This window comes from Mesorhizobium sp. C372A (genome assembly GCF_030323245.1).
In the GTDB taxonomy this organism is placed as follows: domain Bacteria; phylum Pseudomonadota; class Alphaproteobacteria; order Rhizobiales; family Rhizobiaceae; genus Mesorhizobium.
Window position 1 is genome coordinate 2,697,362 of the sequence record NZ_CP100475.1, and the last position, 13,616, is coordinate 2,710,977.

Annotated in this window: 16 protein-coding genes and 1 pseudogene; 9 read left to right on the top strand and 8 right to left on the bottom strand. The window is 63.2% G+C overall.

Features of this window, described 5'->3' with window-relative positions; all coding sequences use genetic code 11:
• The first annotated feature begins 1 nt into the window (after window position 1).
• Both NLY42_RS12805 and NLY42_RS12810 read left to right on the top strand, forming a co-directional pair.
• Window positions 2–987: pseudogene (locus NLY42_RS12805) on the top strand (aldo/keto reductase).
• 208 nt (window positions 988–1,195) lie between these two features.
• A complete protein-coding gene (locus tag NLY42_RS12810) occupies window positions 1,196–2,344 on the top strand; it encodes an extracellular catalytic domain type 1 short-chain-length polyhydroxyalkanoate depolymerase (protein WP_023754304.1) in 1,149 nt (382 codons plus the stop codon).
• A 53-nt stretch (window positions 2,345–2,397) separates the two neighbouring features.
• Here the strand turns inward: NLY42_RS12810 and NLY42_RS12815 are convergent, their stop codons facing one another.
• The 4 genes from NLY42_RS12815 to NLY42_RS12830 form a co-directional block, all read right to left on the bottom strand.
• Window positions 2,398–3,018 carry a hypothetical protein gene (locus NLY42_RS12815; RefSeq protein ID WP_023754305.1) on the bottom strand — a complete coding sequence of 207 codons (621 nt, stop codon included), beginning with the start codon at window positions 3,016–3,018 and terminating at the stop codon, window positions 2,398–2,400.
• A gap of 181 nt (window positions 3,019–3,199) precedes the next feature.
• Window positions 3,200–3,805: a general stress protein gene (locus tag NLY42_RS12820; RefSeq protein WP_023704148.1), complete on the bottom strand. Its 606-nt coding sequence runs from the start codon at window positions 3,803–3,805 to the stop codon at window positions 3,200–3,202.
• Between the two features lie 31 nt (window positions 3,806–3,836).
• Window positions 3,837–4,589, bottom strand: coding sequence for a DUF4142 domain-containing protein (locus NLY42_RS12825; RefSeq protein ID WP_023733543.1), 753 nt, complete (start codon window positions 4,587–4,589; stop codon window positions 3,837–3,839).
• A gap of 259 nt (window positions 4,590–4,848) precedes the next feature.
• On the bottom strand, window positions 4,849–5,037 hold the full coding sequence (locus NLY42_RS12830; RefSeq protein ID WP_023671089.1) for a hypothetical protein: 189 nt from the start codon (window positions 5,035–5,037) through the stop codon (window positions 4,849–4,851).
• A 130-nt stretch (window positions 5,038–5,167) separates the two neighbouring features.
• On the opposite strand from NLY42_RS12830, the gene NLY42_RS12835 reads away from it, so the two are divergent.
• The 7 genes from NLY42_RS12835 to NLY42_RS12865 all read left to right on the top strand — a co-directional run bounded on the left by NLY42_RS12835 (window position 5,168) and on the right by NLY42_RS12865 (window position 9,459).
• On the top strand, window positions 5,168–5,554 hold the full coding sequence (locus tag NLY42_RS12835) for a hypothetical protein (RefSeq protein ID WP_023710871.1): 387 nt from the start codon (window positions 5,168–5,170) through the stop codon (window positions 5,552–5,554).
• A gap of 144 nt (window positions 5,555–5,698) precedes the next feature.
• The gene (locus NLY42_RS12840) at window positions 5,699–6,286 is read left to right on the top strand and encodes a TetR/AcrR family transcriptional regulator (RefSeq protein ID WP_023710872.1); all 588 of its coding nucleotides are present in this window, start codon (window positions 5,699–5,701) and stop codon (window positions 6,284–6,286) included.
• A 104-nt stretch (window positions 6,287–6,390) separates the two neighbouring features.
• Window positions 6,391–6,966, top strand: a complete 576-nt coding sequence (locus NLY42_RS12845) for a DUF308 domain-containing protein (RefSeq protein ID WP_023700951.1) — start codon at window positions 6,391–6,393, stop codon at window positions 6,964–6,966.
• A gap of 118 nt (window positions 6,967–7,084) precedes the next feature.
• Window positions 7,085–7,294, top strand: a complete 210-nt coding sequence (locus NLY42_RS12850) for a hypothetical protein (RefSeq protein WP_023671091.1) — start codon at window positions 7,085–7,087, stop codon at window positions 7,292–7,294.
• Between the two features lie 59 nt (window positions 7,295–7,353).
• Window positions 7,354–7,623 carry a PilZ domain-containing protein gene (locus NLY42_RS12855; RefSeq protein ID WP_023726509.1) on the top strand — a complete coding sequence of 90 codons (270 nt, stop codon included), beginning with the start codon at window positions 7,354–7,356 and terminating at the stop codon, window positions 7,621–7,623.
• Window positions 7,624–7,793: 170 nt separating this feature from the next.
• Window positions 7,794–8,342: a dihydrofolate reductase family protein gene (locus tag NLY42_RS12860; protein WP_023754306.1), complete on the top strand. Its 549-nt coding sequence runs from the start codon at window positions 7,794–7,796 to the stop codon at window positions 8,340–8,342.
• 682 nt (window positions 8,343–9,024) lie between these two features.
• Window positions 9,025–9,459 carry a hypothetical protein gene (locus tag NLY42_RS12865; RefSeq protein ID WP_023671095.1) on the top strand — a complete coding sequence of 145 codons (435 nt, stop codon included), beginning with the start codon at window positions 9,025–9,027 and terminating at the stop codon, window positions 9,457–9,459.
• Between the two features lie 408 nt (window positions 9,460–9,867).
• Here NLY42_RS12865 and NLY42_RS12870 read toward each other — a convergent pair whose 3' ends face one another.
• From NLY42_RS12870 to NLY42_RS12885, 4 genes are read right to left on the bottom strand one after another with little or no spacing between them, the layout of a single operon-like run.
• Window positions 9,868–10,680, bottom strand: a complete 813-nt coding sequence (locus NLY42_RS12870) for an SDR family NAD(P)-dependent oxidoreductase (protein ID WP_023751367.1) — start codon at window positions 10,678–10,680, stop codon at window positions 9,868–9,870.
• A complete protein-coding gene (locus NLY42_RS12875; protein ID WP_023751366.1) occupies window positions 10,677–11,672 on the bottom strand; it encodes a sugar phosphate isomerase/epimerase family protein in 996 nt (331 codons plus the stop codon). Before NLY42_RS12875 ends, NLY42_RS12870 begins: the two co-directional genes overlap by 4 nt.
• A 26-nt stretch (window positions 11,673–11,698) precedes the next feature.
• A complete protein-coding gene (locus NLY42_RS12880) occupies window positions 11,699–12,466 on the bottom strand; it encodes an SDR family NAD(P)-dependent oxidoreductase (RefSeq protein WP_023756461.1) in 768 nt (255 codons plus the stop codon).
• A 39-nt stretch (window positions 12,467–12,505) separates the two neighbouring features.
• The gene (locus tag NLY42_RS12885) at window positions 12,506–13,612 is read right to left on the bottom strand and encodes an ABC transporter ATP-binding protein (RefSeq protein ID WP_023754309.1); all 1,107 of its coding nucleotides are present in this window, start codon (window positions 13,610–13,612) and stop codon (window positions 12,506–12,508) included.
• Window positions 13,613–13,616 lie beyond the last annotated feature (4 nt).

The following is a 13,616-nucleotide window of genomic DNA, read 5'->3' on the forward strand; positions in this document are numbered from 1 at the left end:
GATGCAGTCACGGAAATTTGGTCGTACCGGCAGATCAGTCAGCGAGATCGGCTTCGGCGCGTGGGCGATCGGCGCCGCCTGGGGCGAGGTCAATGATGACGATGCGGTCGCAGCCTGCATGCCGCGCTCGATGCCGGCGTCAGCTTCCTCGACACCGCCGACGTCTATGGCGACGGCCGTTCGGAAAAGCTGATCGCGCGGGTGATGAAGGAACGCGGCGGCGCGCGCCCGTTCATCGCCACCAAGGCCGGACGGCGGCTGCCGAAGCAGACGGTCGAGGGCTACAGCGTCGAGAACCTTACCGGCTGGATCGACCGCAGCCTGAAATACCTCGAGACCGACACGCTCGACCTGCTGCAGCTGCATTGCCCGCCGACCGATCTCTATTACCACCCGGAAGTGTTCGAGCGTCTCGACAAGCTCACCGAGCAGGGCAAGATCCGCAATTACGGGGTCAGCGTCGAGCGCGTCGAAGAGGCGCTGAAGGCGATGCAATATCCCGGCGTCGTCAGCGTGCAGATCATCTTCAACGCCTTCCGCCAGCGCCCGACCGAGCTGTTCTTCGACCAGGCGAAAAAGAACGATGTCGCCGTCATCGCCCGCGTGCCGCTGGCCAGCGGCCTGCTGTCCGGCAAGTTCAGGGCGGACACCAAGTTCGAGACCACCGACCATCGCCTGTTCAACAGGAATGGCGAAGCCTTCGATGTCGGCGAGACGTTTTCGGGCGTGCCCTATGAGGTCGGGCTGGCGGCGGTCGAGAAGGTGCGGCCGCTGGTGTCAGGCGACACCACCATGGCGAAATTCGCTCTGCGCTGGATCCTGATGTTCGACGCTGTGACGGTTGTCATTCCCGGCGCCCGCAATCCGGCGCAGGCGGTTTCCAATGCGGAAGCGGCGGAGCTTGCGCCGTTTTCCTCCGAGTTGATGGCCAAGGTGAAGGCGGTCTATGATGAGAACATCAAGCCCTACGTGCATCAGCGCTGGTAACCAGCGCCTGCCGGCCTCGACCGGCTGACTGACAAGAGGTCGGCCGGGCGCAAATTGCGCTCATCGTTACAAGCTGTGCAGCGGATCCTGTGATCCACCGGGTCATTTAATCGGTCGCGCCGCTTGTTATTGTGCAGTGCAGCAACGATATTGCTGCGTGTGCGTTGTGTGCACGAGTCTGCCCATTCCGGCGCGCAAGGATAGCGATTTGCGAGACATATCCGATACGATCGCCCGGCTGAGCGCGATGCGCGGCCGGCCAGCCGGTGCAGGGCTGAGCAAGGACGACCACCTGTCCGAGATGACAGGGTTCGGGTCCAATCCCGGCGCCTTGCGCGCGCGGTTTTATCTCCCTGAAAACCTGCCGAAGCAGGCGGCGCTGGTCGTGGTGCTGCATGGCTGTACCCAGACTGCAGCCGCGTACGATCATGGTTCCGGCTGGACCGAGCTCGCCGACGAGCAGGGTTTTGTCGTGCTTTTCCCCGAGCAGCAGCGCGCCAACAACGCCAATCTTTGCTTCAACTGGTTCGTGCCGGGCGATGTAAGCCGCGACAGCGGCGAGGCACTGTCCATCCGCCAGATGATCGAGGCGGCGGTGGTCACCCACGGTCTCGACCGCAAGCGGATATTCGTCACCGGTCTTTCCGCCGGCGGCGCCATGGCGGCGGTGATGCTGGCGACCTACCCGGACGTGTTTGCCGGTGGCGCGATCATTGCCGGGCTTGCCTATGGCAGCGCCTCGACCATCCCCGAAGCCTTCGACCGCATGCGTGGCCATGGCGGACCGTCCAGAAGCGACCTGCAGCGTCTGTTGCGGGAAGCTTCGCCGCACAAGGGGCCGTGGCCGAGGATTTCGGTCTGGCAGGGCTCGGCCGATACGACCGTGGTGCCTTCCAATGCCGACGCGGTGCTGGCGCAATGGCAGGGCGTGCACGGCCTCGCTCAAGCGCCGACACGCACGGAAAAGGTCGACGGTCAGGGCCGAAAAGTCTGGTGCGATGGCAAAGGCCGCGACGTGGTCGAGGCATACAGCATTGCCGGCATGGGCCATGGCACGCCATTGCAGGCGAGCGGCGACAATGCTCTCGGCAAAGCAGGGCCGTTCATGCTGGATGTCGGGATTTCCTCGACGCGCCACATCGCCCGTTTCTGGGGGCTGACGAAGCCAGACGTACGACGCGCGGCGAAAGCCGAGGCCGCTTCAGGCACTGCATTGCAGCCTTTCTCGCCGAAGGAAAAACCGCGAGCTGTCCGTGTCGATCCGGCCCCGGAGCCTGTCAATCCGCCAAGCGGTCCGGCGGGCGGGATTACCAAGGTCATCGAGGACGCGCTCAGGGCAGCGGGATTGATGCGCTGAGGCTGAGGCTCGCCCCGCACACGCCCAAAATACAAGGGCAAGCGCCAGCATCATTATCGCAGCAGGCCTTCGTCCTCGAACGCATCCCAGCCCTTCAATCCGGGCGCCGGGCCGTCCGTGTTCCGGGCCTTCCTCGCAGTGCGAGCCCGGCCGGTGCCCTTTCCCGCGCGCGTCAGCGCGGCCTTGCCCGCACCGCGCCGCCTGTTCTCGGCGACCGCCTGGACATCCTGCTCGCTCCAGACGGTTGCCAGATCGCGGTCCAGGACGTCCTCGATGTGGCGCGGGTCGAAAACGTGGAAGGTGACAGACTTTGATCGCCCACGCATCTTGACGGTGCGTGTGCCGGTGCTTTGCAGCCGACCGTCCTTGAGCCATTTGTGGCGCTCGCGCGAAGAGATCGTAAGGATATCCTCGACCTCGCGTGGAAGCACAGGCAGCGCTTCCACTCCCTCCAGTGTTTTGGAGATATTGGCAGAGGCGGCCTTGAACGCTTCCGCTTCGGATCTCGACATTCGCAATGCGATGCGGCCCGTCTCGGCCTTGACGTGCTTCCTGACTGCCCATGGCAGTCGGGCTCTGACTTCACGTTCGATCCCCTTGGAGCGCACGGCGGACCCGAGTGTCGCTGACGGCGACAACGGCCATTCGGCAATCAGTTGCGGGGACGGGCACATGTTTTCCTGGGCTGGTTTCGTTGGTTCGATGCTAACACGGCAAGAGCCGGTCAAGCCAAGGCAACAGCGAAAAGGGGCAGGTCCGAATAGAACCCGCCCCTTATGGCCGAATCTGAACGTCGCTTGCAGTGCGCCGACAGCACCTTCGGCCCCGCCGCCGTACGGCGACGGGGCTCGATGATCAGAGTGGGCTGGCGTTGCGCGTTCTGTCGCGCTCGGCCTCGATGTCGGTGTAGGGGTCGGCATTGGCATCGAAGCCGGTCCAGCCACCGGCTTCATAGGCGCGTCGGCGGTCTTGCAGATCGACCGAGTTGGACTCGCCAAGAATACGCTCGGCCTCGTCGGCGAGTTCGTCACTGACCCTGGCGGTCACCATCGTGCCACCGCGGCGAACGCCCTCCGCATAGACATGCGCATCCCTTTCGGGGACGCCTGACTCGGTCAGCGCCCCGACGATGCCGCCGGCAGCGCCCCCGACGACCGCGCCGCCAACGGCGCCGACCGCGGTGGCGGCCAGCCATCCTGCGGCCACGACCGGACCGACGCCCGGAATGGCCATGATGCCGAGCCCTGTCAGAAGCCCGCCGGCGCCGCCAATGACGGCTCCGAGACCGGCGCCGCCGGCTGCATCCTCGGCGGCGTTGGAGGTGTCGCCATCGTCGTACCAGTCGTCCGAATTGTTGGCGACGATGCTGATGTCGGCCTGCGGCACGCCGATTGCCTCCAGTTCGCCGACGGCATCGGAGGCATCATCGTAGTTGTCGAAAAGTCCGGTTACGGTTTTCATGGTCTTGATCTCCTCGATCTGGTTCAGAGGTTCAGTTGGCGCCGGCAACGACGTTGCCCTGATAATCGAGCGCCACGGTCGTGGTCTTGCCATCCTTGGTGGCCTGACCGCGCCAGATGCCCTGGTCGTCTTTGGTCAGCTTGGACACGCCGGAGAAGCCGGCATCCTGAATGCGGCTCTTCGCCTGATCCTCGGTGAAGCTGTTGGCACCCGGGACCGGGGCGGCCGAATTGGTGGTGTCGGTCGTGCTCACGGCCGGGGTGGTGGAGCTGGTGGTCGACGATGCATTGTCGGCGGAAGCGATCTTCTCGACCATTTCCTGATGCATTTTGAGCGTCGGCAAGGTCTCGGAGGCGAAGGTCTTCAGCTGCGCGTTGTCGCCGTCCTTGGCGTAGCTCTCGAACAGCGTGACCGCCTCCGAATGCGCATCGCGCTGCATCTGGACATAGGGCTTGTCGACGGCATCGTTGGCATTCTGCAGAGCCTCCAGATCGGCCTTGTGCTTGGCGTCCAGCTCCGTCGGCACTTTCAGCTTCTGTTCGCCGGCGATGGTCGCAAGCTTGGCGTTGGCGGCGCCGTGATCGTCGATCATCTTCTTGGCGAAATCCTTGACGCCTTGATCCTGGGCCTTGCCTTCTGCGATCTTGCTGGAGTCCACTTCGAACAGGCCGCCGATGGCAGCCTTGTCGACAAAGTCCTGAGCACTGTCGGCGGCGAAGGCGGGCAGGGCGAAGACCATGGCTGTGGCGGTGGCCAGCGAAGCTAGAAGAACACGTGTTTTCATGGACAGAAATCCTCGTTGGGGCACACATCGTGCTGTGAGCCTAACCAGTGCGGCCAAGCTTTGTTCCGCCGCCCAAGCGTTATAACCGGGAGGGTCGATGCCGCGATGATGGCCCCTCATCCTCGGCTTTTTGCGCCTTTGCCATGCCGACGCTGAGGACGGCGACCCGCTCGATGGGCGCCTTGCAAGTCGATCAAAAAGGGAAACGAGGCCCTTCGCCGCCGGCAAGTGAACACCGCCCGCGGTGAACTATCGAGGTTCAGCGATCGTTGCGTTCGAGGCGGCGCGCAACCTCTGTCTGGGCGACCTGCAGCAGCGTGTCTATTTCGAACATCGCCGCCGCATGGCCGCCGTCGCGAATGACACGGCGGGCGCGGTGGAGCAGATCGGAGACCGTCCGCAGCGTTTCAGCATGGCTCGATCGATTCGACAAATGCGTGCCCTCCATCAGCCACAACCGTTGGATCGGGAGAGTGTTCCCAAAGTTGGCGGCCGGCCGGGTGAATGACTGTGAGCGCAGGCGGCGGAACCATCCTTGTCCGTTGGCCGTTCCCCCTGCCTCAACGAGAGGAACAGCCATGGCCGAGAACGACACCCCGAAGGACACCCCGAAGGATACCGCGAAGGAAACCCCGAAGGACACCCCGAAGATTTCCGCCCGAGAGGCCCAGGAGGCCCTGGAGAAGCAGGTCGCATCGCTGAGGCGCGAGATCAGCAAGATCAACCGGACGCTTGCCGAGCGTGCAGAAGATGCCGTCGGCGAAGCCGGCGGCTGGTACGGCAGCGCGACCGAGCGCGCGGCACGGGCAACGCAGCAGCTGAGATCGCAGGCGCAGACGGTGTCCGAAGCCGTCCAGCAAAATCCCGGCACCATCAGCAGCGCTTTCGTGCTTGGCGGCATTGCCGGGTTATTGATCGGCATGCTGCTCGGGCAAAGCCAGGAACGCGACCGAAGCTGGTTCTAGTGGCGTATCTTATGACTATTGCGCCCGCCGGCTTTGCTGGCGGGCTTTGTATTTATGGACGCCAGATCAGTATCGCTTGAGTGAAAAACTCCCGCTCGGAAATTCGGTGTTGACAGCTGTCCTACTAGTAGGTAGGTAAACGCCATGAGCAACCTTGTGGCGACCTCCGATCAGATTCTGGCGTCCGCGCGAAACTTCATCGTGGCCGGCGGCTACAACGGATTCAGTTATGCCGATATCGCCGGCGAGGTGGGGATCCGCAAGGCGAGCATCCACCATCATTTCCCCAGCAAGGTCGACCTTGTCCGCACGCTTGTGGCGCGCCATCGCGAGCGTACCGAGGCCGGCATGGCAGATCTGGAAAGTAAACTCTCGGACCCGCTTGCACTGCTTCAAACCTATGCCGACTACTGGGCAAAATGCATTGAAGATGCGAGCGTCCCGTTTTGCGTCTGCGCGCTGCTTGCCAGCGAACTCCCTGCGCTCCCGGCTGAAATTGCCGTCGAAGTGCGGGCTTACTTCAGGTTTCTGTCGTCCTGGTTGACCAGGGTCATGGAGCACGGCGCCGAGCAGGGGATTCTCGGATTTGCAGGCTCGGCGGAGCTGGAGGCCGAGACCTTCATGGCGACCGTTCATGGCGCCATGCTGTCCGCGCGCGCCTATGGCAACCCCGCCATGTTCGGCACCATTCTGACGCCAACCGTGCAGCGTCTGTCTCGGAAGGTTCACTAACAGGAATTTGCGCGACAGGGGCGGCGAGCCCCTTCACCGAATTCCCTCGACGCGTCCATCATGCCTACCTTCTAGTAGGTAAACACAAAAAGGGAAATCCGAAAATGCTTGCCAAGACGAATGAAGCCAACCAATCCTCATGGCTCAAGAGCTACTATTTCATACGCTTTGCCGTGGCGGCCGCCTGGGTGCTGCTGGCCTTTACCGTCGCCAGCACAATGCCGTCCCTGGCAGCCATCATGCTGGTCGCCTATCCCGCCTGGGATGCGCTGGCCAATTTCGTCGACGCCCAGCGCAGCGGTGGGCTAAGCCGCAACAAAACGCAGCTGCTGAACTTCGTCATCAGCATCATCACCACGGCGGCGGTCGCCATTGCTCTGGGCAAAAGCATGAATGCGGTGCTCGCGGTGTTCGGCGTCTGGGCGGTCCTGTCGGGCCTCTTTCAGCTGGCAACCGCGGTCCGGCGCTGGAAGTCCGGCGCGCAGTGGGCAATGGTGCTGAGCGGCGCCCAGTCGGCGCTCGCCGGCATCTTTTTCGTGAAGATGGCGGGCAGCGATGCGACGGTCGGGATCACCGATGTCGCGCCCTATGCCGCGTTCGGCGCCTTCTACTTCCTGGTCTCGGCAGTCTGGCTGACGGTCAGCGACGCGCGGCGCAAGGCGGCTGAGGCCGCCGGCTGAGGGCGTCGCGTTTCGAAAACGGGATTTGTGGTCGCCGCCGCCTGCGCGGCGCCCTCGACAGGTGAGTTGAGTTTCCCTGCCGCGGTCGTATGTTGTTGACCGTAGTGGAGGATCACAAATGCCCATTCGACGCAAAGCCACCGAGGCCGGCGTTTTGCAGCCATCCGAACTCGAGCTGTTGGGCCGTGTATTCGAGCAGCTTAAGCGCGACGGTCAGTCGCCCGAAGCACGCGACGCCATCGCATCCCGGATTATCGCGAACTATATGGCCGGCGTGGTCGACGAAGCCGAGCTCGTCAGTCTTTCGAGGCAACCGCTGGGCCGGTAGCGCGCTTTCCATTCCGGGTTCAGAAGAGTTTCAGGTCGTCAAATCAGAGGGATAAGGCAATGCCGGCTGACCCACCGATAGAGCGACGGTCGCATATCCGTGATCTTGTTCTGAAGGAAGCGACAATCCGCGTTGGCGACGCCAGTATCAATTGTCTGGTTTGTAACCAGCACGCCCACGGTGCGGAGCTGCGGGTGAAGGCCGATATCGCAATCCCCGACCGTTTCGTGCTTCACGTGCCGGTCGATCATACCAGCTATCGCGCCGTGGTGCGGTGGAGACGGAACGAGCGACTTGGGGTGCAGCTTGATTCGGGAAGGCAGGCGTAGAGGGCGATAGCCGGGACGGATGCAGGGTTGATGGGACAAGGCAGGGCTCGTTTGCGGCACGAACGCTTCTTTCTATGCTACTTGCGATTTGCAATCAGTTGCTATAGCGTCTGACTGCTTGCAAATTACAAGCGGTTAATCCGTGAACCGACTATGTGAAGGCGCTGCTTATGGCCAAACTTATCTTGGGAATGAACGTCTCCATCGATGGCTATGTCGATGACCTTGCCGGAAATCTGGTCATGGGCGCACCAAGCCAGAAGCACTTCGAGTACTGGATCGAGACGATTCGCAACCATACCGGCGCTGTGTATGGCCGCCGGATGTACGAGGTCATGCGCTATTGGGACGATGATCACGCGGAATGGGACGCTCCGCTTCGCCAGTTCGCGACACTCTGGCGCAAGCTGCCCAAATGGGTCGTTTCGCGCACACTTTCACGGGTAGGCCCAAACGCCACCCTCATCTCCGGCGATATTGAAGCGCAGATTCGCGAGATCGCGGCCCGCACGGAGGGTACCCTGAGCGTTTCCGGTCCGGAACTGGCCGGCCTTATGACCAGGCTGGGGCTGATCGAGGAGTATCACCTGCACGTGAGGCCGTTCGTGCTCGGCAAAGGCAAGCCTTTCTTCCACGAGGCAAGGCCTGCGCTGCAACTGGTGTCGAGCACATTGATCGATGACGATACGGTTCATATGATCTATGTGCCGCGAGGCTGAACGATAAGGCGCTTCAGCGCCAACATGCGAACCTGGAGAGGGCCTGGTCCCGGCCTTCGCGCCGAGGTCTCACATGTCAGCTTGCGTGCTGGGTACCCAAGCAGCAGAGGGTCTGCTGTCGGCCCAAAATCTGCCGGTCAGCAATGCGCCCTATGCCGGTCAAAGAGGCCTTGCCGCCGTTCCTCCATAAGCAGACATTGCAGACCTACAAGGACATCGCTTTTACGCCCGAAGCGCCGCTTGGGTTGGTCCTTCAGTGACCTGGCGGCCCAAGGGCGTCGTCCTCCACCGCCCGACCTCGTCCGCAACTCATCGTTGCCGCCAGCGGCTCTGCTCCCGGCCTTCCCGATGACCGAGCGGGTAGTGAAACATCATGGTCAAGCCTGAAAAGCAAGGTCCAACCTAGCCGCCTTTCCGGGCCTGCGTCATCATCGTCCAGCAGTTCAGGATCCTGCGTGCGCCAGCCGGGTCCGTCGGGTCGGCCGGCCGCACAGTTTTTTTCATCCCGCTGGAACATTGGCGAAGGAATGCAGTTGGTGTCGCTGCAGATGCCGCCGCGTGGTGCCTGTGGGCGATTGGTGGCAACACCTGATCGGCCGCCGCTCCTTTACGAGGCGGCTTAGCGTGTGAGCCAATCCTGCAGCAAAGGCCTAGGGATTGGAACGGCCAACAGGAGGCAGTCATGAAGCACCAGACACTCGATCAACTCCAGTCAGTCGCGGACATCAGTCCACTATCGCCGGCTCTGCTGGCTACAAGGACGCAACGGATAGAGCGGTGGGCGGAACTGCTCTATCGAAATCCGACGCGCTCCCTTGTGGCTCTCACCGGGACTGAGCATCTGCATCCCTCTGTCCGCGGAGAAGCGCGCGCGGTCGGATCGGCGATCAGTGTCGCCTTTGACGATCCACTGCTGCGTGCATCGGGCATGCAATCGGATACCTACGGGGAAGCCAGACGCTTCTTCGAACTCTCCGATTGGCAGTTGCATGAGATCGTCTGCAGTTGCCACACCGGCGCCACCATGCAGGCTGGCTGGGCCGCCGGACGTGTCCGCAGGGTCCTCAATGGGAGCAAGATATTGGCTTGGCTGAGAAAAGGATTCATGCCGCACTGAGACACAGCGCTTGCGCCTGAAGAAGCATGCAGGCTCCAGCAGAGATTGCGTCGGCTCCGCGAAGGCATGGCTGACCTCAATGGAGTAGGGCGGCCGAGTTGCTTGCGACTTCAGAAATGACGTTCACCATTGCTTAGTGGACCTCGTCAGGGTGATCGGCAATTTCGTGAATAGCGAGTACCAGCGCCAGTTTCGACCAACCGGTCGGCAGCGCCCGCGTGACCAAGCGGGGTTACTTATCCTCGGTGGGTCACATGTGCGCTTCGTCAGCGGTATAGCCTGCCAATCCCTCCACAGCCGTTTTGACGCTGCGAAAAGCTCGAGGCGTGAGGGGGCAATTTGACCCAGGAATCCCGACAACGGACCTTCCGCTTTCGGCCCCGAAATTGAAATTCGAGGCCCGCCCCATCACCCCGGAAAGATCGTAAACCCGCCATCGACGCGGAGCACCTGCCCATTGATAAACCGCGCCCGCGGGCCAGCCAGAAACGCCACCGCCTCGGCGATCTCTTCGGGCTCGGCATAGCGGTTCAGCGATTTCCTGCTCGAGTCCATGCGCTCGGGATCGACCACGCGGGTCGCCTGGAAACGTGCCGTCTTCGTGGCGCCTGGGCTGACCGCATTGATGCGCACGCCGTCGTCGATCAGTTCCTTGGCGAGACAGCGCGTGTAATGCACGACCGCGGCCTTCAAGGTGGAGTAAACGACCTCGGGCGAGCAGCCGAGATGTGCCGCCGCGGAGGCGATGTTGATGACGGAGCCGCCGCCGCGCTGCTTCATCGGCGGCACGAAGGCCTGGCAGACCAGCATCGTGCCGATCAGATTGTTCTCGGTGAGCACGCGGATGTCGTCCAGTTCGATGTCGAGGGCGTTGTTCGGGTTCGGCTTGCCGCCCTTGGCGCCGATGTCGCCGCCAGCGCAATTGACCAGCACATGGACGTCGCCGAGATCGGCCTCGATCCTGCGCTTCATCTCGGCCACCGCCTTCTGGTCGCCAATGTTGCCGGTCACCGACGTGACCTTCGTCCCATGCCGCTTCAGGCGCTCGACCACTTCGCCGAGATTGGCGAACTCGCCGTATTTGGCCGGCGCCGTTTCGTCCATGTCGTGGATCGCGACATTGGCGCCGAGTTCCGCCAGGCGCTCGGCCATCACGCGGCCGAGGCCGCGGCCGGAGCCGGTTACGAAGGCGGTCAATCCATCGAGTTCACGTGCCGTCATCGGATATTCTCCATCAAACCAAATTTGCGCATGTTGGCGGCGCTGCGCCGGATCATGTCGAGCTCATAGGAAACCAGTGAGACGTCGGCTTCGCGCTCCCAAGGCGTGCGGTAGTCGGCATCGTCGGGCAGCCGGTTGCGCTGCGCGGCCGCCAGGCAGGCGGCAAATTCGCGTGCCGTCTTCGGGGGATAGCCGCGCCACCAGTCGTCGCTGAGATAGCGGACATGCCGCGCCTCCAATGCGCCCGGTTCGAGGACGGCGGTCAGGCGATCATGGTGCTGGGCAAGAATTGCAAACAGCTCGGCGAACGGCACAGCACCGTCACCGATAGCGCAGCGGATCAGCCGGTAACCTTCGGTCGTGAACTGCACGCGGTAATCCTTGAGGTGGACATGGCGGACATAGGGGGCGATCACCTTCGTAAAATCGAGCGGCGCTTCGCCGACCGGGAACGTGTTGCCGGTGTCGAAGGTCACGCCCACACTGTCACCACCGAGGGCGCAGAAATCGACGAGTTCCCGGCTGGTAAAGTCCTGGTGGTTTTCGATCGCAAGGACATACCCTTCGGTATTCGCGCGGGGACCCCATTCCACCAATCGCCCCCGAATGATGCCGACGTACTCGCTCCATTTTGCGCCGGCGGCGTTGCGGTCGCCGCAGAGAACCGGCGTCAGCGCCGTCCGGATGATTTTGGCCTTGAGCAGGCGCGCGGCCCGAAACGCATCGTCGAGCGGTTCGCCCACCAGCAGGCCGCCGCTGACGACCGGCGTGATGCCAAGGCCGGCGAGCCGTTCGCGCAGCGCGATCACCGCGTCGTCGGAAAGCTCGCTCAGCCATGGCACCCAGATCTCCAGCACGCGCGCGCCGAGATCGGTCGCGAGCGCGATGAAACCTTCGAGCCCCGCAGGTCTAGGATTGGCGCGTGGCGTGCCGCGGCCCTGGAGGCCGAGATGATAGGTCAGGCCGTAGGGGTTCAGGCCGACCTCGAGCATGAAGCGATCCTTTGAGTCAGGTGTGGTCATCTCAGGCCGGCATCCACGGTGATCGACTGCTTGGTGATCATGCGGCTGTCGTCGGCGGCGAGGAACAGCACCGTGCGCGCGATCTCCTCGCCGAGCAGAACCTTGCGGATCACCTGGCGCTGCACGACCTGGTCGACCGAACCTTGGGTCTTGTACCAAAGCTCCCGCTGCCGGTTGGTGATGACGGCGCCCGGCTCGATGGCGTTGACGCGGATGTTGTCGGGGCCAAACGCCCGCGCCAGCGCGAAGGTCAGCCCGACCACCGCAGCCTTGGCCGCCGCATAGGGCGCCATCTCTGAGGCGCCGAAACGCCAGGCGATCGAGGAAAAATTGACGATCGAACCAAAGCCCACTTCCTTCATGTGCGGATGCACGGCCTGGGCGGCAAAGAAGTGGTGCCTGAGGTTCACATCCTGGGCATGGTCCCATGTCGCCTGGGTCACGTCGGCGACCGGCTGGCGATTGTCATCGGCGGCGTTGTTGACCAGCACTGCGACAGGCCCGAGGCGGTCGCGCACCGTGCCGATCGCGGACTGGAGGGCGGGGATATCGGTCACATCGCAGCGCAGGAACAGGGGCGCGTGCGCTGCCGCGGCGGCGAGTTCCCGCGCGAGCGCCTCGCCGGCCTCCTGCTGCAGATCAAGAAACGCCACTCGTGCGCCATTGGCGGCGAAGGCGCGGACCGTGTCGGCGCCGATGCCCGACGCACCGCCGGTGATCAGCACGACACGCTCGGACAGGCTCGGATAGGTGGCGAAGGACAAGGCGGAACTCTTTTCAGATCAAGCTTCGGTCAGATCGGGTCAGATCAGGCGTTGGGTCGTCGGGTCGAACAGGCACGCCCGCGCCATGTCGATGCCGAGCGTCACCATCTCGCCCACAAGCGGCGTGCCGTCGGGGTCGAAACGGCCGGTGATCTCCTTGCCGCCCAGGCCCAGGACGGCCATGGTCTCCGCGCCTGTCGGCTCGACCAGTTCGACCACGGCATCGATTTGCGCGATGCCCGGCTTGCGGCGCGCAAGATCCGGATCGAAGCGGTAGATGTGCTCCGGCCGGATGCCGAGAATGATTTGTCGCGGCGTGTCGGATGGGAGCGCCTGGGCGATCGGCAGGCTGGCCGTCTTGCCACCGGCGGCCTGCAACACAACAGTGGCGCGACCGCCTTCCTGGCTCAGTTCCGCGGCCAAAAAATTCATCGCCGGCGAGCCCATGAAGCCGGCGACGAACATGTTGGCCGGACGGTTGTAGATCGTGGCCGGATCGTCGAATTGCTGGACCTCGCCCTGGTGCATCACGGCGATGCGCGACGCCAGCGTCATCGCCTCGACCTGGTCGTGGGTGACGTAAACCGTTGTCTTGCCGACGCGGTGATGCAGCTTCTTGATTTCGGTGCGCATGTCGACGCGCAGCTTGGCATCGAGATTGGAGAGCGGCTCGTCGAACAGGAACAGTTTGGGATCGCGAACCAGCGCCCGGCCCATGGCGACGCGCTGGCGCTGGCCGCCCGAGAGCTGTCCGGGCTTGCGGCCAAGCAGCGGTTCGATCTGAAGGAAAGCGGCAACCCGTTTTACAGCCTCGTCCTGCTGCGGCTTCGGCACGCGGCGGCTTTCCATGCCGAAGGTGATGTTCTCGCGCACCGTCATCGTCGGGTAAAGCGCGTAGGACTGGAACACCATGGCGATGTCGCGGTCCTTCGGCGGCACCGAATTGACCAGCCTTCCGTCGATGCGGATCTCGCCGGAGGTAACAGATTCGAGCCCGGCGATCATCGCCAGCAGAGTGGACTTGCCGCAGCCGGACGGTCCGACCAGCGCGATGAACTCGCCGTTCCGCGCTTCGAGATCGATGCCCTTCAGCACCTCGACCGCGCCGAAGTTCTTGCGCAGCGATCGGATGATCAATGTCGACATGCAA

Excerpts from the sequence above, each read along its gene's own strand:
- NLY42_RS12815 (WP_023754305.1), bottom strand. The coding sequence starts at position 3,018 with ATGTGCCCGTCCCCGCAACTGATTGCCGAATGGCCGTTGTCGCCGTCA.
- NLY42_RS12820 (WP_023704148.1), bottom strand. The coding sequence starts at position 3,805 with ATGAAAACCGTAACCGGACTTTTCGACAACTACGATGATGCCTCCGAT.
- NLY42_RS12825 (WP_023733543.1), bottom strand. The coding sequence starts at position 4,589 with ATGAAAACACGTGTTCTTCTAGCTTCGCTGGCCACCGCCACAGCCATG.
- NLY42_RS12830 (WP_023671089.1), bottom strand. The coding sequence starts at position 5,037 with ATGGAGGGCACGCATTTGTCGAATCGATCGAGCCATGCTGAAACGCTG.
- NLY42_RS12835 (WP_023710871.1), top strand. The coding sequence starts at position 5,168 with ATGGCCGAGAACGACACCCCGAAGGACACCCCGAAGGATACCGCGAAG.
- NLY42_RS12840 (WP_023710872.1), top strand. The coding sequence starts at position 5,699 with ATGAGCAACCTTGTGGCGACCTCCGATCAGATTCTGGCGTCCGCGCGA.
- NLY42_RS12845 (WP_023700951.1), top strand. The coding sequence starts at position 6,391 with ATGCTTGCCAAGACGAATGAAGCCAACCAATCCTCATGGCTCAAGAGC.
- NLY42_RS12850 (WP_023671091.1), top strand. The coding sequence starts at position 7,085 with ATGCCCATTCGACGCAAAGCCACCGAGGCCGGCGTTTTGCAGCCATCC.
- NLY42_RS12855 (WP_023726509.1), top strand. The coding sequence starts at position 7,354 with ATGCCGGCTGACCCACCGATAGAGCGACGGTCGCATATCCGTGATCTT.
- NLY42_RS12860 (WP_023754306.1), top strand. The coding sequence starts at position 7,794 with ATGGCCAAACTTATCTTGGGAATGAACGTCTCCATCGATGGCTATGTC.
- NLY42_RS12865 (WP_023671095.1), top strand. The coding sequence starts at position 9,025 with ATGAAGCACCAGACACTCGATCAACTCCAGTCAGTCGCGGACATCAGT.
- NLY42_RS12870 (WP_023751367.1), bottom strand. The coding sequence starts at position 10,680 with ATGACGGCACGTGAACTCGATGGATTGACCGCCTTCGTAACCGGCTCC.
- NLY42_RS12875 (WP_023751366.1), bottom strand. The coding sequence starts at position 11,672 with ATGCTCGAGGTCGGCCTGAACCCCTACGGCCTGACCTATCATCTCGGC.
- NLY42_RS12885 (WP_023754309.1), bottom strand. The coding sequence starts at position 13,612 with ATGTCGACATTGATCATCCGATCGCTGCGCAAGAACTTCGGCGCGGTC.